We start from the raw sequence: 22400 nt of genomic DNA, 5'->3' as shown, positions 1-22400 counted from the left end.
TTCGCGCGGAAGACAAAGACACTTCGGGTTACCGCTCGGTAAAGAGGGTCTACTGCTCGAAAATGAGCCGCTACTGCTCGAAACTGGTAGTCTATTGCTCGAAAACAAAGTGCTTTCGCGCGGAAGATCAAAATCCTAAGGGCTACCGCTCGATAAAGCTGGTCTACTGCTCGAAAGTGAGCCACTACTGCGCGAAACTAGCAGTCTATTGCTCGAAAACCAAGCGCTATCGCGCGAAGGTCAAAAACACCTTGGTATGTCTAAGGAATCCTATCTAGCGGGTGCTATCTTTTGTGTAGTAAGTGTGCGGACCAACCTTATACATTTTTAGATTCATGTTTTGTAATAAACGATTGGCTACGTGCCGAGATTCTATTCTAGCAAACTGTCGAAATTCTTTATTCGTTACTTGGGGTTTAATTAGATGAAAATAATCCTCCACCGTCTTCTCATGCGCATTTCTACTAGTAACCCCACACGATTGGCAGCTCCACGTTTTCCCGATTCGCTTCATTCCTAGAACTCCGCATCCGGGACATTCTACTCCAGGTTTCAGCTCGCTCGGAAGTATTCGGTAGTATTCACAAAGAGGGGGTTGCTTATAGGGAGCTTGATTCTTAAGGAGAAGCTTTTCTATTTTATCAAGTTGTTTGGTAGATAGTTGATTGGCTGGGGAATTCTCATAAATGGAATGGATCTTTTCAACGATCGCTTCGAGCTTGAAAATTGGATAAAAAGAGGGTTTTTCGCGGATGCGGCTATTTTTAGAAGTGATGACTACTGCGCCGGTTATTTTTAAAGAGGGGAAATCCTTTCTCATCAACTCTTTCATAAAACGGAGATGCTTCATTAATTGGAAATAGGGGTTTGGGTAATTGATTTCTTCCTCATCCACAATTCTATAGAACTCTTCGATTTTTTCCTTAAAATACAAGTCGCCGCTCACATTCTTCGATTCAAGCACAATACAGCAGCGGTCTGTCAGAACTAGGCAATCTATCTGTATGACCCAATTTTCCATTCGGAGCTCTACATTCGGGATTACTCGAAAGCCATTCTCCAGGCGAAGCTCATTTAATTTCTTTAAAAGTCGTTCCTCGCCTCGAATACCAGACTCTCTTTTCCTTAAGTCTTCCTCAATCCAAGTATACTTTTCATTCTCTAAAGATAACCTCTTTAATAAACTCATTTTCCATCTCCTTGCTTTTTAGTGGGTGTCAAATCTCTCCTTTTATCATACTCCAATCATCAGAATATTTCATTATCCGCATTGCCGGAACATACTTATTGAGTTTTCGTCCTAACTATGACAAAATACGAACAGCAGGAGGGATTTAGACAATGAAAAAAATTCTTATAATTGCAGCGATATCCTTATTACTAGCTGCTTGTAGTGATAAAGAAGAAACACAAAATGCAGGGTCGGCAAATGACAATGCACCAACGAATGCTCAAACGGTAACGGACCATGGGGCGAAGGATAAATCGGATATAGGCTTTGAGATGGCTGGCGGTAATATTGAAGAAGCAACGAATATCCCGGAAAATGAAAAAGAAGCAATCCTTCAATCTTTCAATCAATATATCGAAGCTTTCAATAAAGAGGACCTCGCTAGCTACTTAGAGGTAATCTCCAAAAATCCAGAAGGCTTTGATTATGCAAATGAAAAAGAAGTAGTCGCACAGACCTTCGAAGAATACGACACGGTGCGGACTGCTAGCGATATAACAATCATCAAGTATGATAAAAATGAAGCACAAGTTTATTCCAACCTAGATATCTCTCTAAGTCAGCCGGAATCTGGCACAAACCTAGATCGCAAGGGTCGTCAGGTAACTGTTTTCGTAAAAGAAGAGGATAAATGGGTGGTAACAAGTGTATATTATATAGGAGAAACAGCTGAATAATAAGCGTCACCCCAGCATATATGATAAATATCATGTTTGGGGTCTTTTTATACTTTCTTTTCCATTCAAAATTAAGTAAACTGTTAGGTAGGAGTGTGATTTTTTACATGAAAACGGTAGTAGTAACTGATAGTACGGCTTATATACCTTTAGACCTACGAGAAAGATTGAATATACGTATGGTGTCGCTTAGTGTGGTAATTGGAAACGAGACACACCGCGAAGAGGTAGATATTAATGCAAGTGAGTTTTATGAAAAGATTCGAAACGAACATGCCTTACCTAAAACCTCACAGCCTGCATTAGGAGATTTTGTGAGTATGTATGAAGAGCTTTCGAAAGAATACGACGCGGTCATCTCCATCCACCTATCGAGTGGAATCAGTGGAACGCTAGCTGGAGCAGCACAAGCAGGAGAAATGGTAGACAATGTAGACGTCTATACGTTTGATACAGAAGTATCTTGTATGGTTCAAGGATTCTATGTCATCCGTGCAGCGGAAATGGCGCAAGCAGGAGAATCTGCTGAAAGCATCCTAGAAGAGCTAAACAATATGAAAAAGAAAACGCGTGCTTATTTCATGGTAGACAGCCTGGATCACCTTCACCGTGGAGGCAGACTAACAGGAATTGAACGTGTCATAGGATCTATGCTACAGGTCAAGCCGATTCTTCACTTTGAAAATAAAGTCATCGTGCCATTTGAAAAGGTTCGTACTCGCAAAAAAGCGATGAAGCGCATAGCAGACATGCTACAAGAGGACGCAAACAACTTCAAAAAAGTACAAGCGACCATCATCCATGCAAACAATGAGGACAATGCAATCGCATGGAGAGACGAGCTAGCTGCGACTATGCCGAACGTAGAGTTTATCATCAGCTACTTTGGCCCAGTTATCGGAACACATCTAGGCGAAGGCTCGATGGGACTAGGTTGGACGATTGTTGACTAGCCCAAAACGTTAGGATGATGTCCATGAACGAACACCTGCAACAATTCCTTACCGGCCGAATCTGGCTTCGTGATCATACACCATTTCCTCGCGAAGTCATCGATGCCCACATTGCCAGCGGCCACATAACCCTCAAACCTGGCATCGGTACCTTCTCAATATCTTTTTTACTTTGGGAATTAAAGAAGCAAGTTTGTAACCGATGTCTAACTACTAATCCCAATCACTTTTATCCCTTTCCCTGTTTTCGCTGTAATCAAACCTGTACCTATTGTCGCAATTGCATAAGGATGGGGCGGGTGAGCAGCTGCACCGAATTACTCCTTTGGAGCAAGGAGCATGCTCGCGGCGCGAACGCCCATGTGTTCAACTGGGAAGGGAGCCTTACCCCCCTTCAACAAAAGGCTAGCGATGAATTGCTAACCAGCGTGAAGCGAAATGAATCTCATCTATTGCACGCTGTATGTGGGGCAGGAAAGACGGAGCTTTTATTTCCGTCTATTTTCGCTGCTCTACAGGCTGGCAAGCGAGTATGCGTCGCTGCGCCGAGAACAGATGTGATTCTTGAATTATTCCCACGCTTTCAACAAGTTTTCCCTAAAACGACGATACATGCACTATATGGGGGAGCTCCGGAGCAGGACGGCTTTGCAGAGCTCGTCCTTGCTACCACTCATCAGCTATATCGATTTGAAGCTGCCTTTGACGTCATTTTCGTGGACGAGGCAGATGCCTTTCCTTACTATGCCGATCAAACCCTTCAGTCAGCGGTTCAAAAAGCTGCAAAGCCTTCTACCGCTATCCACTATGTAACAGCCACTCCTACCAAAACACTTCAAACGACCAATCATTCCTTTTTATCCAAACGATTTCATGGCTTTCCGTTGCCCGTCCCCAAATTTGTTGGGTTATGGGGCTATGCCAGACAGCTAAAGAAAGGAAAAATACCGTATCCATTACAGCAATGGATAGACGAAAAACAGAAGAAGCAGATCCCATTTCTAATCTTCCTTCCTACTATTGAAATGCTCGAAAATTTCCCGGGCAATCTTCCACGCGTCTATGCGGAGCATCCCGATCGAAAAGAGCTTGTGCTGAAGCTTCGGGCAAAAGAGCTGCCAGGGTTGCTTACGACGACCATTCTAGAAAGGGGAATCACTATCGAAAACTTACACGTAGCGGTAGTAGGTGCAGAGCAAGACATTTTCACTGCTAGTGCCTTGATTCAAATTAGTGGTCGAGTCGGACGATCTCACCGTTTTCCAAAAGGAGAGATTGTGTTTTTTCATCATGGCATCACGCTTGCGATGGACGAGGCCAAGCACTCTATAGAAGGGTGGAATAAGGAATGATTTGTTTGTTATGCCAAGGAAGGTTTGATCCGAAGCCGACCTGGCGAAGATTGTTCTTTTTAGAGCACGAAGCAAGAGCTTGCAATCGTTGTATGGAGAAATTTAAACGGTTTGAAGGGCAAATAGATTTTCAGGATTTCAAGGGAACTAGGTACGAGGGGGCCTTGGATTCAACAGCTGCAATTTACACGTATAACGAGCCGATGAAGGAGTATCTACACCAATATAAGTTTTTACAAGATGCTGCTCTGCATACTGTTTTCACAGGTGAATTGAAGGACAGGCTCGGCAAAATTCAGAGTGTGCTAGTCCCCATACCAATGCATCCAGATAAGCAGAGAATCCGAACGTTTTCCCATATAGAGTTGCTGCTAGATGGGATAGACTATCAGTCTTTATTAGGTAAGCTAGAAGCAGGGGAGCAGGGACGAAAATCGAGAAGTGAGCGGTTGCATGCAGCGCCTTTGTTTCAAGCGACTGGGAAAGTAGAAAGCAAAGACTATCTGCTCTTTGATGATATTTATACTACTGGGGCAACCTTACATCATGCTGCAAAAGCACTAAAGGAAGCTGGAGCGAGAAAGGTCTATGCGCTTACTTTAATCAAAGGATAATCTGCCGATATAAGTTATATGAACAGTATCGGGAGGTAAGCATCATGGGTGAGCTGAAAAATTGTTCTTCATGCGGTGAATTTTTTAATTATACAGGGCTTCGTGAGGTATGTAATCCTTGTGCAATGAATGAAGAAAAACAATATGAAACGGTGTATCGCTTTTTGCGTAAGCGTGAAAATCGTGCAGCAACAGTAGAGAGAATTGTAGAGGTGACGGGAGTAGAAGAAAAGCTTCTACATAAATGGGTGCGCAAGGGAAGACTGCAGCCAGCTATGTTCCCTAACCTTGGTTATCCATGCGATAATTGTGGTAAGCTAATCAATATAGGCAAGCTTTGTGTGAATTGTACGGAGGAGCTAAAGTCGAATCTTCGTCAATATGAAGCTGCGAAGGAATTTAGAGAAAAAGTAAACCAGCAAGAAGGGGCCTATCATAAAGACCAAAGATGAAATTAGAGGTAATCTCTAAACTATTGAAAAACAGTGCCGAAATATACGATAGATAATTAGAACGAAAGGGAGAGGTTTGTTATGAAGATTACGAATCTGGGAGTTAATCAAGTCAATCCGTATAAACGTCAGCAGCAAGCAGAAAAGGTGAATAGCACAATCAAGCCAGCAGCAGACCAGCTGGAGATTTCATCCGCAGCCAAAAGCATGCAAACAAAATCTCCGATAGAGGTGGAACAGGCTGAGCGTGTGGCTTCCTTAAAAGCGCAAATTGATGCAGGTACGTATCAGGTAGACCCAAAGCAGCTCGCTGCGAATATTTTAAACTATTATAAGCTATAAAGGAGAATCACCATGTCCATAAACAATATTTTGTTGGCCCTTGATAAATTAGATATGCTTCATAAAAGCTTGCTAGAGATTGCATATAAAAAAACAGAAGCCATTAAAGTGGGGGACATGGACAGCCTGAACCAGCTGCTCAAGGACGAGCAGGCACATGTAGCTGGGATTTCTCAGCTTGAGCAACAGCGTCAAATCGAGGTAACGGATTACCTTCGAGCAAAAGGAATTGCTCCGATTGATAGCCCAACCGTTGCTCATGTACTGGAGCATACCAGCACAAAGGAAGAACAAGGTTCACTAAAGGCCGCAAGAAATAAGCTGCTATTAACAGTAGAGACATTAAAGCAGCAAAACGAACTGAATCAAAAGCTGTTATTCCAATCATTACAGTTTGTCAATATGACTTTAGATTTGCTACGACCTAAGCCAGACCAAATAAATTACTCGAGAAACGAAGTAAAAAGTCCTTCAAAGGATAAATCCTATTTCGATTCACAAGCTTAAGGAGGATAACCCATGCGATCGACATTTATGGGACTAGAAACTAGTAAGCGAGGTATGTTTACTCAACAAACAGCACTATATACTACTGGACATAACATTTCCAATGCTAACACCTTAGGCTATTCTAGACAAAAAGTAAACATGCAGCCCACTCTACCGTTTCCCGGTATAGGTTTAAATGCTGGAAAAGTACCAGGTTTTATAGGAACAGGAGTAGAGGCTCATTCAATCCAGCGTATACGTGATCAATTTATTGATCGTCAATATAGACAGGAATCTAATGCGTTAGGGTATTGGAATGCCAGGTCAGAAGTTATTACGCAAGTAGAAGATGTATTGTCAGAACCATCAGATTTTGGATTAAATGAATCTTTGGATTTATTTTGGAGCTCTTTGGGTGACTTAAGTGGAAGACCAGAAAATGCAGGAACTAGAAGAGTTGTGATTGAACGAGGTATTGCGGTGGCTGATTCCTTTAATTATATTCATAAACAGCTTACCGATATCCAAGGAAACTTAAAAAATGAAATTGATATTTCTACAAAAGATATTAATTCTTTATTAAAACAAATTGCTTCTATTAATGAAAATATACAAAAAATAGAGCCAAATGGTTATATGCCAAATGATTTATATGATGAAAGAGACAACTTACTGGACGAACTATCCGAATATTTTCCGATTGAAATTAGTTATGAAAAAACTGGTGGTAATTCACTGGCGATAGCAGAAGGAACTGTCACTGTGAGCATTAAGAAAAGTGATGGCTCAACAGTTAAGCTGGTGGAAGGAAAAGAATCAACGGAGTTAGTTCATAATATTACGATGACAAATATAACGAATGATCCATTCACTCAGCTTACCTTTAATGGTGCTCCAGCGACAGCGGGAGATAGTTTATTATTTACCGATTTTAATAAGAATGAAGGAAAACTTGCTTCTCTTATCGGCTCTTATGGATATACAACACCAGGGTCAACTAATGCCATTGGATATTTTCCGGGCTTAATAAGTGATATTGATAGTATGGCAAGCTCTTTTATGAATGAATTTAATAGAGTACATGCAGAAGGATTCACATTAGCGGATAATACAGACCCAAACAATATAATCCCAAGTATAGATGGGCAACTTTTCTTCCAAGGCACAGGTGCAGGGGATATGGAAGTGCGTCAGGATATCAGAGATAATGAAAATCTACTTGCAGCTTCAACTTTAATTAATCAAGAAGGAAACGGTTTAAACAGCTTAAAATTAGCTGATGTTAAATCTGTTCCATTAATAAATGGTGCATCTGTTCAAACATTTTATGAATCCCTTATAGGAAGAATTGGGGTGGATGGGGAACAGGCAGCCCGCTTGCAAAAAACAACAGCTAATAAACAACTTACTATAGAGAACAACAGGGCATCTGTAAGTTCAGTTTCCTTAGATGAAGAAATGACGAATATGATTATGTTTCAGCAAGCATATAATGCATCTGCTAGGATGATTACTGTAGTAGATGAAACTCTAGATAAAATAATTAATGGTATGGGTAGAGTAGGTCTATAATTAGGAGGGATATTTCATGCGAGTAACCCAATCTATGCTTTCGAATAATATGCTTCGAAATTTATCGAGTAGTTATTCCAAAATGGGAGTTTTGCAAGATCAATTAAATACCGGTAAAAAGATTACAAGACCCTCACAAGATCCAGTTGTGGCTATTAAAGGAATAGGTTATCGAACTAGTCTAAATAAAATTGAGCAGTATGAACGTAATTTGGATGAGGCAAATAACTGGCTTGATTCAACTGATGATGCGTTAGATAAAGTAGGATCTGCATTACATCGAGTGAGAGAATTAATTGTTGACGCTGCAAATGATTCAAAGACACCAGACGATCGATCTAAAATAGCACAAGAAATTGAACAATTAAAATTGCAAATTTTGGATGTGTCTAACACAAAGGTTGGCGATAAACATATTTTTTCTGGAACAAAGACATTGAGTCCTTTATACAATAGTAATGGAACAGCACCAGACTATAATGCTGATGGATTTTTAATAGCAACTGGTGTCAATGAGAAAGTAAGCATTGAGGTAAATGATGGGGTAAAACTAGAAGTTAATTCTACTGGTGCTGATGCATTCCAAAGCATGAATAGCATGTTGAATGATTTAAGCGATTTGCTTACAAATGGCTCTACCGGAACGCAAATTAGCAGCATGCTTACCGAGGTAGACAATAATATAAATAGAGTATTGACTGAACGTTCACAGATAGGTGCTCGTATGAATCGAGTTGAAATGGTTACCGATAGGTTATCATCTCAAAACGTCATTATCCAAAAGCAACTTTCCAATAATGAAGATGTGGAATACGAGAAGGCTATAACAGAATTAATTACCCAAGAATCTATTCATAGTGCAGGATTATCAGTAGGTTCTCGAATTATTCAACAAACACTTGTAGATTTTCTTCGATAAGTTTCGAGGTAATTATTCATATAAAGTAAAAAATTTAAAAGGCGTTTGGATTTTAATCCAAACGTCTTTCTTTAGAAGGTGACATGATTGAATATCCCACAACTACAAATTACTACTGTACGCGGTATTCTAGGTCTTAGATCTACACCAGGAACACAAGAAATAGAACAACCACGTGCCATTCTTTCACAACAACAACCTGCTGCCATTTTGGAAATCTCAACGACAAAGCCTGAGCTTTCTATTGATACAACAGAAGTACGAGCAGATTTGGATTTAAAAAGTGTTTTTAAACGAACAGAGGAATTTGCTCAACAAGGTATCCAAGGTGGGATGGAAGGAATAGCACGACGAGCAAAACAAGGTAGAGAACTAATGGATATTACCAATGGAAATAATGCTATCAAGCAACAAGCGATTGAGAATGGAAGTCGCCCTATGAAATCATTGGGAATCAAATTTATTCCAAATCCGATGAAGCTTCAAATGTCCATCCAACCAGGAACGCTTGATATCAATGTGGAACCACAAAAACCTGTTAATGAAGTTACAGTTCAAAAACCAGTCCATCATTATACGCCTGGCAAAGTGACTGGTGAGATGGAACAATGGCCTTCCATTCATATTGATATTAAATGGTAAGTAAATACTTAGATAAAAGACTTGTTTAAATACAAGTCTTTTTATAAATGATAGAATAGTTTAAAGATAGACACATAATAAAGGAGTCGATTCTATGCACATCCAAACAAAGTTTTTTGGTGAAATTCAGCTTAATTCTGAACAACTTTGGCATTTTCCAAAAGGGATTCCAGGTTTTGAAGATGAAAAAGAATTTGTTTTACTACCAATTGAAGGCAACACGGTACTTCAAGTGCTCCAATCTATCAATGCTAGTGAAATTGCACTGATAGTTGCAAATCCATATATTTTAGTGGAAGACTATTCTTTTGATATTGATGAACCAACAATAGAATTACTGGATATAAATCATGTAAATGATATATTCATTTTAGGGGTTTTATCATTAAAAGACCCTTTAGAAGCTTCAACAATAAATTTACAGGCACCCATTGTATTCCATGCTGCAAATAAAAAAGCGAAACAAATGATTATAAATGATAATAGATTTTCTGTACGCCATGTAATTGGTTCACAACCATCTCTAACAAAAGAGGAGGCGTGACCAATGCTTGTGTTATCACGAAAAGTAAATGAAACTATAAAAATTGATGAGGAAATCGAAATTAGAGTATTAGAAGTGAAAGGCGACACGGTTAGGATAGGAATTGAAGCACCTAAGTCGATGGAAATTTTACGTGGTGAACTTATTCTTACCATTTCTGAAACAAATACAGAGGCCAATAAACTGAATCATGATCTTTTTGATAAACTTTCAAAAAAGAATTAAAAGTTTAAAAAAAGAATTAAAAGTTTTAAAAAAAGCTAAACATACTAATAGGAAATCCGATAATATTATTGTAAGCAGCAAGTAAGGAATACCGGCCGATTCCTGAAAGTTGTTAACAAACAAAAAACTGGTTCACATGGATGTGAACCAAACACACACTCAAGGAGGAAATACTATTATGAGAATCAATCACAACATTGCTGCGCTTAACACGCACCGTCAATTAACTACAAACAACTCTGCTGCTTCTAAAAGCATCGAAAAATTATCTTCAGGTCTTCGTATTAACCGTGCTGGTGATGACGCTGCTGGATTAGCAATTTCTGAAAAAATGCGTGCACAAGTTCGCGGACTTGACATGGCTTCTAAAAATGCACAAGATGGTATCTCTTTACTTCAAACAGCTGAAGGTGCATTAAACGAAACACATTCAATTCTTCAACGTATGCGTGAATTAGCTGTTCAGGGTTCTAACGACACAAATACTGCAGAAGATCGTGCTGCTGTCCAATTAGAAGTAGACGAACTAATAAAAGAAATTGATCGTATTGCTGAAACAACAGAATTTAATACACAAAAACTATTAAATGGCGATATTACTGACCTAAAACTACAAGTTGGAGCTAACTCAGGTCAATCAATTTCAGTGGTAATTAATGAGATGTCTACCGTCACTCTAGGAGTCGATGGTGTCGCATTAACAGACCATGCAGCTTCAACTGCTGCAATTAAAACAATTGATGGAGCTATTAGTATGGTTTCTGCACAAAGAGCAAACTTAGGAGCGATTCAAAATCGCCTTGAACACACAATCAATAATTTAGGAACATCTTCTGAAAACCTAACTGCTGCAGAATCACGTGTTCGTGATGTTGACATGGCGAAGGAAATGATGGAATTCACAAAAAATAATATCCTAACACAAGCTTCTCAAGCTATGCTTGCACAAGCTAACCAACAACCACAAGGTGTTCTTCAATTACTTCGTTAATAAATAAACTACTGAAAATAGGTAGCCATCAATGGCTATCTATTTTTTAGATTGGAGAGATAATATTATGATATATGTAAATGGTAATCTGGTGACCGAAGAGACAATGCCTGAAATAGTTGCAGAGCATCTTAAGAGTTATTTGAATAAAAAAAAGTTGATTATTGTAAATGATAATGATGAGCCAATGGCACAACAAGAACTATCAGTACTAATTTTAAGGAATTCTAAAGAGATTAAGTTAAAAGCAATAAGTACCTCTATATTGTTAAGAGGATTTAAAGAAGAGTTACATAATTATATACTAAAAGTTGAACAATACATAGAAGGTACTCGTGAATCTGAAAATTTTTCTTCTGTGTTAAACAATTTTATACAAGTAGTTGAGGCGCTAATAGAGTTCTCAGCAGTGGAAAATTTTTTACAAAAAGAAATGGTTCCGCAACAACAGATTAATAATATTACTAAAAAAACCTTCGAACAAGCAGAAGTGGGAAATGACGAATACATTTTGGATATTTTAGAATATGAATTACTACCAATTTTAAACCGAATTTTAGAAGAGACAAATGAGGTAATGTAGAATGGTATATAAAATTAGTACTGATCTGACAAATTCTAACGAAAAAGTTTATATTTACGAAACGGATAACAAAAAAATACCATTGAATTCATTGTATTCTCCTGACAAAGAAATAGACAGATTTTTAAAGAAGTTAACAGACACCAAAAAAACTTTTGTTATCTTTATTGGATTTGGTAATGGAAAATTGTTAGAAAAACTGGTTGATAATGAAATATATAAACAAAATATACACTTTCTTTTTATAGAACCTTTTAGTGAAATAGAACTTTCTGAAGTCCATAAAAAAATACTTTCGACTACAAAAAAAATATCTTTTGTCTATGCAGATAATTTAACTTCTATTTTATTTGCAGATTTTTTAACAAAGTTAATAGGGGTAGGGGTTACAATTCAATTCCATCCTAACTATATGAAATTAAATGAATTAAAAATCAGAGAAATTTTGCAAGTAATTAATGAAGGTATTGAGACTAAGCAAGTAATAAATAATACGGAAATGAAGTTTGCGATAGATTGGATATTAGAACCGATTTCAAATAAAGATTCTATCGTAAATTCGATAAGTTTAAAAGAATTACAAGGAAAGTTTAAAGGAGAACGAGCATTACTAATCGCTTCTGGTCCGTCACTAAATACTCATATGGATTTTATTAAAGCTAATCAGGAGGGATTTCATCTATTTGCACTAGGTCCCTCGTTGCGTGCATTACTAGCAAACAATATTGAGCCTGATTATACTTTAAGTATAGATTCATCAACAGTTAACTATGAAACCCATTTTAGAGGGTTGGATTATAATGGGGCACTTATATATGAAACAATTTCGAATTCACAAATTCAAAGCAATCATAAAGGGCAATTAATCGCTGTCAAGTCAACTGCAGATCATGTTACCTCTCCAGTGTTTCCAAATTTATTTAGTTTTGAAAAAGCATCACCTAGTGTTGCGGTTTTTACATTACAAGTAATAAATTATTTAGGTTTTTCGGAAGTATACTTTGTTGGCCAAGACTTGGCACTTATAGATGGTAATTATTATGCAGAAGGTATTAAGCAACATGAGGGTTCGAAAAATGTAAGAGAAGAGCTTACTGTAGAGGACAATCAAGGAAATCAGGTAGGTACGACACAATCACTAAAAATATTTTTGGAGACATTTGAATATATCATTAAAACTTTAAGAAAGGATTTAAAGCTTTACAACCTTTCTGAAAAGGGTGCTAAAATTGAAGGTGTTAGCTTAATTAAAGAGAATAAGATTGCGCCAAGTAAAAAGAAACAGATAGTTATTCCAATAGATGATAGAGTTCTGCCGCATATTGATACCGAAATATTCTTTAAGGAGTTTGTTCAAGAATTGCACTCATTAAAACAAGAAGTGAAAGTTGCACTGACTAATTTGAATAAGTTCTTAAAAATGGGGGTAGCTACATCAAAAGATATGGAAAAAATATTAAAAGAGTATAGAAAAATAACAGCAAATAAGGTACTAGATAATGTTTTATTATCGTATCTCACCTTTTTGTTTAAAAGAATTACGAATACATTTAAATTAATGGATAATAAAAAGAGTTATATGAGTAAAGATTATTTGGAAATAATTAAAGAACTTGAGAGATTTTATTCGATAATTTTTAGTTTTAGTGAAGGATTATTGAAAGATAAAAGATTGAAAAGATAAATAGTATATATATGATTACAATCGAGGTACTCATACAATATTAATCCTAGTTATTCATCAAACAACTCAAGATCTCGTAACAAATACTGTGAGCCTGTTTTTTTGATTGGATTTTTTTCACCTTTAAAATGCAAAAAAATCCAATCAATTTCTGATAAGTTAAAATCGACCAAGAACTAATCAAAATGTAGTTACTTCTATTGATAAGATTACCGCAAACGATTCATATTTCAATCGCCAGCTAATGCTATCCATTAGATTAGCGTTTTTTTGTATTAGTCCAAATGGACGTTTCTTAGTCAAAAAAACAATTAATCACTGGCTATGGTGAAGATGAAGTAGCGGATCAACTCAAAACGCGGGCTACCTTAATCACACAAGTTAAGGTCTCATCGTGGCTTTCCTCTCAACAGTCCTTATTGAGTTTCTTCTATGGTCTTTGTACAATCGCTTTACCTTGCTTCAAGCAGACAATCAAATACATATGACCGTGCAATCAAGAAAAGTCTGATTGTACGGAATTCCAGTGCTAATCCTATGAATCCCATTTTTCCTAAATCATCGTGTATTTTCTTTTTGTACGATGTAGTTTTTTCTTTAGCTTCGAATCTTCTTCGAGCCATTCAATCACGATCTCTCCCCATCCCTCCTCGTACATCATCTTTTTTTTATGAGTTTTTTCTTGTGGCAACTGATCGCCATCTCCATATTTTTTTGCTGTACGCCAATTCACTTTCAATGTTTTGGCTATTTCAGAAATGGATAACTCTTTTTCATTCCGTAATGTTTTTATACAAATAACTTCATACATTGCTAGCATCCTTTCTTACCTCCCCGTTTAGATTCGACAACTAAAACAGTAGAGGGACTTGTGGTGGCTGGCAAGTCTTTTTTTATGCACCAAAAAAAGTGCAGGACTCTGTACAAATTCTTTGCACTAGTCTGCACTTTTATTTTGCAATACACACGTGTACTTATACTTAGCGTAATAATACACCTTATAGGTTAGTGAATTTAGATACAGCTTTTTTCTGAAAATGCCCCCTGAAGTAGTATTTACTATCATCAAGGAGGCATTTTTGTATATCATTTAGTTATACGTAAACTGTGTTGTAGCTGATTCGCCATCAACATCCACAGTAATATCTACTATCCCTGGAGTTCCGGCTGGAATAATTATTCTAATTCTACCTGTATTAAAATAAGTGTAAGCTACTTCCTTACCACCAACAGTTACTTTCATGCTTTTAGCTGTAAAATTACTTCCATAGATTAAGACAGCATAACCACCCTTTGAGGCACCGTTATTGGGTGACAAACTTGTGATAGTTGGCTTAATACCTTCGTATAAATAGCCATCTTGTAATGTGTATTCTTGATTATCTGGATTAACCACTTTTACAGGGGTAAGGCCTTTAACCTCAACTGCTGGTGTAATAACTACTATTTCCGTATCAGTAACCGAAACAACACGTGCTAACTTGTTACCAAAATATACTTTTGCGTATTTTTGGAAATTATTCCCGAATATAGTGATTGTTTCATTTCCTTGGAATGAGCCCGTTGAATTTGAAAGAACGGTTATAATTGGTGATGGATCTAACACTGGTTCTGTATAAGTGAATCCATTTGAAAGTAATCCGAATTTACCTTCATCATTTGCTACTTTAACATCAACGATTCCAGATGTTAAACTTATGGGAACTGATGCACGTAACTTAGTAGTTGATAAATAAGTTACTGATGGTGATTCTTGGTTCCCGAAAAAGACTTTTGAAGATGGAGATAAGTTTTTTCCATAAATAATAATTTGTTTTGTTGTACCAGTAAGAATAGAATTTTCAGACAATGATGTTATTTCTGGAACAGGCATCGGTGGTGGTGCCAGGTACTCATAACCGTTTATTAACTCGGCTGTAGCACCATCAGGATTTTCTGCTTTAATTGTTACAAATCCAGGGGTAAGAGCCTCTGGGACGGTCACTCGAACACTAGTAGAGCTTAGGAAAGTAGTGCCAATTGCCTCCTGGTCTGCGAAATAGATTTTAATTCCTTTTTCGAAATTTTTACCATATACAATAATAGAGTTTTTACCAGCCATCTCACCTGAAGGGGCAGATAAACGTTCTAATTCAACTGCAGGCTTTGGTGGTGGTGTTAAATATTCATAAGCATTTGAAAGTTCAGCTGTTGAATTACTTGGATTAACTACTTTTACAGATACAAGGCCTGGAATTACTCCTTCAGGAACGGTAACCCGTATGGAAGTCGTTGATATATAAGCAGAAACAATAGCTTCTGTATCACCAAAATAAGCTTTTATACCTTGTTCGAAATTTTTGCCAGTTAGTATTATAGAATCTCCACCAATAAGCTGTCCGCTGGTTGTTGATAAAGATAATAGCTCCACCTCAGGTGGTGGTGGTGGGACAAGGTAATTATAAGCATCATTTAATTCTACGTTAGTATTATCAGGGTTTACGACTTTTATAGTAACTAAACCACTTTTTTCGGCAAGAGGTGCGGTTGCCCGTATCACGCCTGTATTAACAAAAGTAGTTTCAGCTTGAATACCATTAAAGTATACAACTGCACCTTTTAGATAATTTGTACCAGTAACAATTACGCTAGTACCACCTTCTATAGGCCCTTCATTAGGAGAAATAGAGGTAATTGTTGGTTCTGCATAATAACTAAAGCTGCCAATTGCAGATTGACGATCTGGATTTTCAACTTTTACCTCTACTGCTCCTTGTTTACCAACAGGAGTAGTAACAACAATCTCACTATCAGTAGCTGATACAACAGTTCCTAAAGTTGCTCCGAAATATACTTTCACACCAGGTAAGAAGTTTTGTCCAGTTATCGTAACAGTTTCTCCACCTGTTGTAAGACCTTTATCTTCTTCGATACTTGTAATAATTGGTGCGTGATTTTTAATTTCAACAATTGGATTTGTTGTGTTTAAGGAGTAAGTAGAACCATCTCCGATTTCAAAGGTTGAAGATGTTTGTGCTAAGGTATATTTACCTGCAGTAGCGCTATCTTTTGCTCGAATTTGGTAAGTAAAGCTTAGCTCGTCTGTTTTTAATTCTGAGATAAACCATGAGATTGTGTTACCATTTACGGTAGGTCTAGGGATATGATGATCATATGAGCCCGGAACCAATTCAAACTCAGGAGAAATTGTATCAGTGATTGTTACATTATAAGCACTTGCAAGACCAATTTCTTCTACAATTGCTCTGTAGACATCAGAAAGTCCTACTGAACCTAATACGAAATGATGGTGATCGTAGGAAGATGCCATTTCTTTTAGTAATTTGTTAGGTGCGCTAGTATCAGGATTTTCGTTTGGTCCTAGTAAAGCAATTGAATAGAATGTGATACCAGCATCCTTCGCAGCTTTCGCAGCAGCTAAAGCATCAGTTGAATTGTTGGCTTCTCCATCCGTCATAATAACGATGGTCGGTTGTGCTTCAGAACGTTTATTTGCTAGCATTGTTGTAGCTGTTCTGATTGCATCACTTGTATTTGTGCCTCCACCAAGTTGAATGGTATCAACATACGTTTTCGCAGCATCTTTGTCAGTAGATAATGGAAAAGAAGATGCACGATCACTGAAGTCAACTATTCCAAGTTCATGCGTCGTTAAATCCATCAAATCGATAAACTCTTTCGCAGCTTGTTTGGCTGCATTAAGTCTATTATCTGATTGCATGCTTCCGGACTTATCTATAATTAAGATAACGTCATTTGGTTTCACAAATGTAGAATCTTGTGGAGTCCCCTTTACAGTTAGTGTTACCTCAGCAATTTCCCCTTTTACAAGGGTGTCTGTGCTGACTGTCTTATTAATTTTCATTAAATCGCCACTTTTCACAGTTGCTGCTTCTGTTGAAAGTGGAGTAGCTATGCCGATAATAAGGATAGCGATTAAAAATACTTTTAAACTTTTTAAGAACTTCATGTATTTCATTCCTTCCTATTTAAAGTATATTTCCTTTCTTTTATCGACAGGAAAAACTGAATGTTTAGGTATTTTATATCATGGAGTTAAATAGGGTAATTAGAACTGAATTTTCAAAAAGATATAATAAAAGATAATTAATTTCACATCAATAGTAATAGGAGGTAGAAGTTAAGGTGACAAATAAAAAGGTATTAGTAACGGGGGCAGATGGTTTCATTGGCTCCCATCTTACTGAAGAGCTTATACAACAGGGGTACGATGTACGTGCTTTTGTTTACTATAATTCGTTTAATTCGTGGGGATGGCTCGACCACTCTTCAAATGAGATAAAAAGGAACTTAGATATATTTTCTGGAGATATTCGTGATCCACACGGTGTTAAGGAAGCAATGAAAGGATGTACGCATGTACTAAATCTAGCAGCTTTAATTGCAATTCCATATTCTTATCATTCTCCAGATACGTATGTGGATACGAATATAAAAGGAACATTAAATGTAGTTCAGGCAGCTCGTGAGTTAAATATTGAAAAAGTTGTACATACATCTACGAGTGAAGTATATGGAACTGCCCAATATGTACCTATTGATGAAAATCATCCTCTTCAGGGCCAATCTCCGTACTCTGCTTCTAAGATTGGGGCAGACCAGATGGCATTATCCTTTCATAAATCATTTGATACGCCGGTTTCCATCATTCGACCATTCAATACATATGGTCCTCGTCAATCTGCACGTGCTGTTATACCAACAATTATTAGTCAGCTAGCAGCCGGAAAGACAAGTATCAAGCTTGGTGCAGTAAGCCCTACACGGGATTTTAATTTTGTTAAAGATACTGTTAATGGTTTTATCTCTATTATGAATAGCGACAAGTCGAACGGAGAAGTTATTAATATAGGATCAAATTACGAGATTTCCATAGGGGAAACAGCAGAAATGATTGCAGATATTATGGGGGTCAAATTGAGTATTGAAACAGATGAGCAACGTATTCGTCCTGACAAAAGCGAAGTTGAACGTTTGTGGGCAGATAATCAAAAAGCAAAAGAGATACTTGGATGGGAACCTAACTACGGTGGGAAATCTGGCTTACGAAGAGGCTTAGAGGAAACAGTGAAATGGTTTACAGATGCAAAGAATTTAGCCTCTTACAAAACGGATGTGTATAATATATGAACCAGCACTGGGGTACATTTGTTAACGCCATAAAAGAACTGTATAAAAAAGAGTTTATTCCACTTCATGAACCGACATTTAATGAGAAAGAGATTGAATACGTAACTGATTGTATTAAGTCAGGATGGGTTTCTTCGGTCGGTAAGTACGTAGACCGTTTAGAAAAGGAACTAGCTGAGTATACAGGAGTGAAGCGAGCCGTTGCGGTAGTGAACGGTACGGCAGCTCTGCACATTGCATTGAAGATAGCGGGTGTAAAACCAAATGATGAGGTATTTATGCCAGCCTTGACTTTTGTTGCGACAGCAAATGTAGCATCGTATTTACAGGCAATTCCGCATTTTGTTGATGTAAGTAAGGAAACATTAGGTTTAGACCCGATAAAGCTAGAAGAACATATCAAAGAAATTGGTGTAATGAAAAATGGACAACTTTTCAATAAACAATCCGGGCGAATAATACGGGCTGTTGTACCAATGCATACATTCGGACATCCTGTAGACTTAGATCCTTTAATTGAGTTATGTGAGCGATATAATTTGGTGCTTGTAGAAGATGCTGCTGAGTCACTAGGTTCCTATTATAAAGGAAAACATACAGGTGGATTTGGAAGTGTCAGTGCGATCAGCTTTAATGGAAATAAGATACTGACTACAGGTGGCGGTGGTGCTATCTTAACAAATAATGATCAATTAGCCGATTATGCGAAACATTTAACGACAACGGCGAAGGTGCCGCATCGCTGGGCATATGAGCATGATGAAATTGGCTATAATTATAGAATGCCAAACATTAATGCAGCGATAGGTTGTGCGCAGCTACAAAAAATGCCAGCATTTATTGAACAAAAGAGACAATTAACCCTGGTTTATGAGGATTTTATTAAGAGTTTAGATGGTGTAACCCTATTTAAAGAACCAATTCACGCAAAAGGAAACTATTGGTTACAATCTTTAATATTAGAAGAAACTTTAAACCGTGATGTTATCTTGGAATATTTAAATGAAAATGGTGTCATGTCCCGACCGATATGGACACCGATGGATGAGTTAGTCCAATTTCAACAAATGCCAAAAGCTGACTTAACTGTAACGAAACGATTGAAAAATTCATTGATTAATATCCCGAGTACACCTTTGGAAGTGAAGTGAAATAATTGCGTCGAAAAATATGTGTTGTTACCGGAACGAGAGCTGAATACGGGCTGCTCTACTGGCTTATGAAGGAAATTCAACAGGATGAAGAGTTGGAATTACAAATAGTTGCAACAGGAATGCATTTATCACCAGAATTTGGCTTAACATATAAACAAATTGAAGAAGATGGATTTAGGATTGATGAAAAGGTGGAAATGCTTTTATCGTCAGATACAAAGATAGGTGTGACAAAATCAATGGGACTAGCAACCATTGGGTTTGCTGACTCATTCCAACGATTAAATCCTGATAGCCTTATTATTCTTGGTGATCGATTTGAAATGCTGGCGGCTGCGCAAACAGCACTGATCATGCAAATGCCGATTGTTCATTTGCATGGAGGGGAATTAACTTTCGGGGCATACGATGACGCCATTCGTCATTCTATTACGAAAATGGCAAGCTGGCATTTTGTCAGTACAGAAACACACCGTAAGCGGGTCATCCAACTTGGAGAACAACCTGAACATGTTTGGAATGTTGGGGCTCTTGGAATAGAAAGTATTTTAAAAATACCGTTACTATCCAAAGCAGAATTATGTGCTGAACTAGAGCTCGACTCCAGTATTCCTTACTTTTTAATTACCTATCACCCTGAAACAAATGGTGATACAAATGGGATCTATCAACTTCTAGCTGCTTTAGAACGATACTCACATGTACAGCTTATTTTCACAAAAGCAAATGCGGATAACGGTGGGAGGACAATCAATGATGCAATTGAGCAATTTGTTTTAAAAAATACAAATGCTTTTCTTTTCGAGTCACTGGGACAACTGCGATACTTAAGTGCTGTTAAACACGCAAGGCTTGTTATTGGTAACTCATCTAGTGGACTTATTGAGGTACCTTACTTGCATACTCCAACTGTAAATTGTGGCAGTCGCCAATCGGGTAGAGAATGTCCATCTTCAGTTATACATACCTCTATGGACAAGCTTTCCATTTTGGAAGCGATAGAAACTGCCCAGAAATATCAAGGTCCTTATGATCAGATATTTGGAGATGGAAATGTATCTAAAAAGATTATCAAGCAAATAAAAACCTTACCTTCTGAGCTTAAGCGAAAGGAGTTTTATGACTTATGAGCAATCAAACATATATTATTGCCGAAGCCGGTGTTAATCATAATGGTTCATTTGAAATGGCAAAACAATTAGTAGATGTTGCAAAGATAGCTGGCGCTGATGCAGTAAAGTTTCAAACATTCAAAGCTGAAAACTTAGTAACCCATTCTGCAAAACAAGCTAATTATCAAGTGAATAATTTAGGTGAAGCTACTTCCCAATTTGAGATGTTGAAAAAGCTAGAGTTATCTTACAAGGAATTTGTGGAACTTAAATTATATTGTGATGCTCATCAGATTGAATTTTTGTCGACGCCTTTTGATATGGAAAGTGTCGATTTTTTATTGAATGATATTGGAATGAGCAAGTTTAAAATACCTTCCGGTGAAGTAACGAATAGTCCTTTTATTCATTATATTGCTACAAAGAAGAAGCCAATGATTCTGTCAACGGGAATGACGACAATGGAAGATATTCATGAAGCATTGTCATACATAGCCTACGGTTTAACTTTTCCAGAGCAGAAGGTGGATATCGATCAGGTTAGGGAATTCTATCAAACTCTAGAAGCAAAATTAATATTGAAAGAATATGTAACTGTTCTGCATTGTACAACTGAATATCCTGCCCCTTTCGAAACAATCAATTTAAATGCAATGATTAAGATGAAAAGGGAGTTACACTTGCCAATTGGCTTTTCTGATCATTCCCAGGGTATTACAGTTCCGATTGCGGCAGTAGCTCTTGGAGCAGAGGTAATTGAGAAACATTTTACGTTAGATCAAAGTTTGCCGGGACCAGATCATTTAGCTTCCTTGGAACCAACAGATTTAAAAGAAATGGTTGCAGGGGTTAGAGCGATTGAAAAATCCCTTGGCACAGGAGAGAAAATACCGACCTCCATTGAATATGAAAATCGCCAAGCAGCTAGGAAGAGTATTGTAGCGAAGGTAAAGATAGCTGAGGGTGAAATATTTACAGAAAGCCATCTAGCAATTAAACGCCCTGGTAATGGGATGCCTCCTTCAAAGTACTGGACGTTAATTGGAAAAGTTGCGAAGAAATCTTATGAAGTAGATGAGCTAATCGATGAATAAACAAATAATAATTATTGGTGATGGTGGTCATGCAAGTGTTTTGGCAGAAATATTAATGGCTCAGCAAAGAAAAATAATTGGTTATACTGCACCTCAAGAAAGTAAGTCCTTTTTCAATTTACCTTACTTAGGTACAGATGATGTTATTGTTAACTATCCCTCTGAAATGGTGGAACTTGTTTTAGGGTTAGGTTTGATTAATATCTCTCCATTACGCAAATCAATTTTTGAAAGATTTAGTTCAAAAGGATATGTATTTGCAAATGTCATACACTCGACTGCTATTATTTCTCCCTCAGTACAAATAGGACAAGGGATTCAAATTATGGCGGGGGCAATTGTCCAAACAAATGCGATTATTGGAAGCAACACAATCATTAATACAGGTTCTATTGTTGAACATGACGTTGAAATTGGAAAGCATGTCCATATAGCTCCTAATTCAACCTTATCTGGTGGAGTTATAATCGGTGAAGGTTCTCTAATCGGTGTAGGCTCCTCAATTATTCAAGGGATTAACATAGGAAATGAAACCATAGTGGGAGCAGGGTCAGTCGTTATAAAAAATATCGGGGATAAGAAAATTGCCTATGGAGTTCCAGCAAAGGAAGTGTAAAAA

Annotated in this window: 24 protein-coding genes; 20 read left to right on the top strand and 4 right to left on the bottom strand. The window is 37.4% G+C overall.

The features are described from left to right. On the bottom strand, nucleotides 1-185 hold a 185-nt coding region (locus AC1VU3_RS05890), incomplete at its 3' end, for a hypothetical protein (protein ID WP_482983032.1). A gap of 89 nt (nucleotides 186-274) precedes the next feature. Beyond that, complete coding sequence (locus AC1VU3_RS05885) at nucleotides 275-1189, bottom strand: nuclease-related domain-containing protein (RefSeq protein ID WP_482983031.1); 915 nt, start codon at nucleotides 1187-1189, stop codon at nucleotides 275-277. A 152-nt stretch (nucleotides 1190-1341) separates the two neighbouring features. On the opposite strand from AC1VU3_RS05885, the gene AC1VU3_RS05880 reads away from it, so the two are divergent. The 15 genes from AC1VU3_RS05880 (at nucleotide 1342) to AC1VU3_RS05810 (ending at nucleotide 13270) form a co-directional block, all read left to right on the top strand. Then, a complete protein-coding gene (locus AC1VU3_RS05880) occupies nucleotides 1342-1908 on the top strand; it encodes a nuclear transport factor 2 family protein (RefSeq protein ID WP_482983030.1) in 567 nt (188 codons plus the stop codon). A 107-nt stretch (nucleotides 1909-2015) separates the two neighbouring features. Next, entirely contained in the window at nucleotides 2016-2861 is an 846-nt protein-coding gene (locus AC1VU3_RS05875) for a DegV family protein (protein WP_482983029.1), read from the top strand. A gap of 299 nt (nucleotides 2862-3160) precedes the next feature. Then, nucleotides 3161-4213 carry an ATP-dependent helicase ComFA gene (locus tag AC1VU3_RS05870; protein WP_482983028.1) on the top strand — a complete coding sequence of 351 codons (1053 nt, stop codon included), beginning with the start codon at nucleotides 3161-3163 and terminating at the stop codon, nucleotides 4211-4213. Continuing rightward, entirely contained in the window at nucleotides 4210-4827 is a 618-nt protein-coding gene (locus AC1VU3_RS05865) for a ComF family protein (protein WP_482983027.1), read from the top strand. Before AC1VU3_RS05870 ends, AC1VU3_RS05865 begins: the two co-directional genes overlap by 4 nt. A 44-nt stretch (nucleotides 4828-4871) precedes the next feature. Next, nucleotides 4872-5279 carry a TIGR03826 family flagellar region protein gene (locus AC1VU3_RS05860; protein WP_480388854.1) on the top strand — a complete coding sequence of 136 codons (408 nt, stop codon included), beginning with the start codon at nucleotides 4872-4874 and terminating at the stop codon, nucleotides 5277-5279. A gap of 81 nt (nucleotides 5280-5360) precedes the next feature. Continuing rightward, the gene (gene flgM / locus AC1VU3_RS05855) at nucleotides 5361-5621 is read left to right on the top strand and encodes a flagellar biosynthesis anti-sigma factor FlgM (protein WP_482983026.1); all 261 of its coding nucleotides are present in this window, start codon (nucleotides 5361-5363) and stop codon (nucleotides 5619-5621) included. A 12-nt stretch (nucleotides 5622-5633) separates the two neighbouring features. Then, nucleotides 5634-6128 carry a flagellar protein FlgN gene (locus AC1VU3_RS05850; protein WP_480388852.1) on the top strand — a complete coding sequence of 165 codons (495 nt, stop codon included), beginning with the start codon at nucleotides 5634-5636 and terminating at the stop codon, nucleotides 6126-6128. A gap of 12 nt (nucleotides 6129-6140) precedes the next feature. After that, nucleotides 6141-7682, top strand: coding sequence for a flagellar hook-associated protein FlgK (gene flgK, locus AC1VU3_RS05845; protein WP_482983025.1), 1542 nt, complete (start codon nucleotides 6141-6143; stop codon nucleotides 7680-7682). A gap of 16 nt (nucleotides 7683-7698) precedes the next feature. Further along, nucleotides 7699-8601 (top strand): flagellar hook-associated protein FlgL, encoded by a 903-nt coding sequence (flgL, locus tag AC1VU3_RS05840; RefSeq protein ID WP_482983024.1) that lies wholly within the window; start codon nucleotides 7699-7701, stop codon nucleotides 8599-8601. Nucleotides 8602-8688: 87 nt separating this feature from the next. Next, complete coding sequence (locus AC1VU3_RS05835; RefSeq protein WP_482983023.1) at nucleotides 8689-9243, top strand: DUF6470 family protein; 555 nt, start codon at nucleotides 8689-8691, stop codon at nucleotides 9241-9243. A 94-nt stretch (nucleotides 9244-9337) separates the two neighbouring features. Further along, on the top strand, nucleotides 9338-9787 hold the full coding sequence (fliW, locus tag AC1VU3_RS05830; protein WP_482983022.1) for a flagellar assembly protein FliW: 450 nt from the start codon (nucleotides 9338-9340) through the stop codon (nucleotides 9785-9787). A gap of 3 nt (nucleotides 9788-9790) precedes the next feature. Beyond that, a complete protein-coding gene (gene csrA / locus AC1VU3_RS05825) occupies nucleotides 9791-10012 on the top strand; it encodes a carbon storage regulator CsrA (protein ID WP_482983021.1) in 222 nt (73 codons plus the stop codon). A gap of 178 nt (nucleotides 10013-10190) precedes the next feature. Next, nucleotides 10191-11003 (top strand): flagellin N-terminal helical domain-containing protein, encoded by an 813-nt coding sequence (locus tag AC1VU3_RS05820; protein WP_482983020.1) that lies wholly within the window; start codon nucleotides 10191-10193, stop codon nucleotides 11001-11003. Between the two features lie 31 nt (nucleotides 11004-11034). Beyond that, nucleotides 11035-11586 carry a hypothetical protein gene (locus AC1VU3_RS05815; RefSeq protein WP_482983019.1) on the top strand — a complete coding sequence of 184 codons (552 nt, stop codon included), beginning with the start codon at nucleotides 11035-11037 and terminating at the stop codon, nucleotides 11584-11586. 1 nt (nucleotide 11587) lies between these two features. Beyond that, nucleotides 11588-13270 (top strand): motility associated factor glycosyltransferase family protein, encoded by a 1683-nt coding sequence (locus AC1VU3_RS05810; RefSeq protein WP_482983018.1) that lies wholly within the window; start codon nucleotides 11588-11590, stop codon nucleotides 13268-13270. A gap of 553 nt (nucleotides 13271-13823) precedes the next feature. Here the strand turns inward: AC1VU3_RS05810 and AC1VU3_RS05805 are convergent. Next, nucleotides 13824-14090 carry a hypothetical protein gene (locus tag AC1VU3_RS05805; protein WP_482983017.1) on the bottom strand — a complete coding sequence of 89 codons (267 nt, stop codon included), beginning with the start codon at nucleotides 14088-14090 and terminating at the stop codon, nucleotides 13824-13826. Nucleotides 14091-14360: 270 nt separating this feature from the next. Then, entirely contained in the window at nucleotides 14361-17240 is a 2880-nt protein-coding gene (locus tag AC1VU3_RS05800; protein WP_482983016.1) for an IPT/TIG domain-containing protein, read from the bottom strand. 176 nt (nucleotides 17241-17416) lie between these two features. Here AC1VU3_RS05800 and AC1VU3_RS05795 point away from each other — a divergent pair, with 176 nt between their 5' ends. Genes AC1VU3_RS05795 through AC1VU3_RS05775 form a run of 5 tightly spaced genes read left to right on the top strand, consistent with a single transcriptional unit; the run spans nucleotide 17417 to nucleotide 22397 of the window. Further along, nucleotides 17417-18421 carry an NAD-dependent 4,6-dehydratase LegB gene (locus tag AC1VU3_RS05795; protein ID WP_482983015.1) on the top strand — a complete coding sequence of 335 codons (1005 nt, stop codon included), beginning with the start codon at nucleotides 17417-17419 and terminating at the stop codon, nucleotides 18419-18421. After that, entirely contained in the window at nucleotides 18418-19572 is a 1155-nt protein-coding gene (locus AC1VU3_RS05790; protein ID WP_482983014.1) for a LegC family aminotransferase, read from the top strand. The genes AC1VU3_RS05795 and AC1VU3_RS05790 overlap by 4 nt, the downstream gene beginning before the upstream one ends. 5 nt (nucleotides 19573-19577) lie before the next feature. Continuing rightward, entirely contained in the window at nucleotides 19578-20705 is a 1128-nt protein-coding gene (gene neuC, locus AC1VU3_RS05785) for a UDP-N-acetylglucosamine 2-epimerase (RefSeq protein ID WP_482983013.1), read from the top strand. Further along, nucleotides 20702-21781, top strand: coding sequence for an N-acetylneuraminate synthase (neuB, locus tag AC1VU3_RS05780; RefSeq protein WP_482983012.1), 1080 nt, complete (start codon nucleotides 20702-20704; stop codon nucleotides 21779-21781). Before neuC ends, neuB begins: the two co-directional genes overlap by 4 nt. Beyond that, the gene (locus AC1VU3_RS05775; RefSeq protein WP_482983011.1) at nucleotides 21774-22397 is read left to right on the top strand and encodes an acetyltransferase; all 624 of its coding nucleotides are present in this window, start codon (nucleotides 21774-21776) and stop codon (nucleotides 22395-22397) included. The genes neuB and AC1VU3_RS05775 overlap by 8 nt, the downstream gene beginning before the upstream one ends. Nucleotides 22398-22400 lie beyond the last annotated feature (3 nt).

It is taken from the genome of Psychrobacillus sp. Z16_25 (assembly GCF_056856695.1).
The sequence above is the reverse complement of the archived record's forward strand: the minus strand, read 5'-3'. Positions and strand labels throughout refer to the sequence as shown.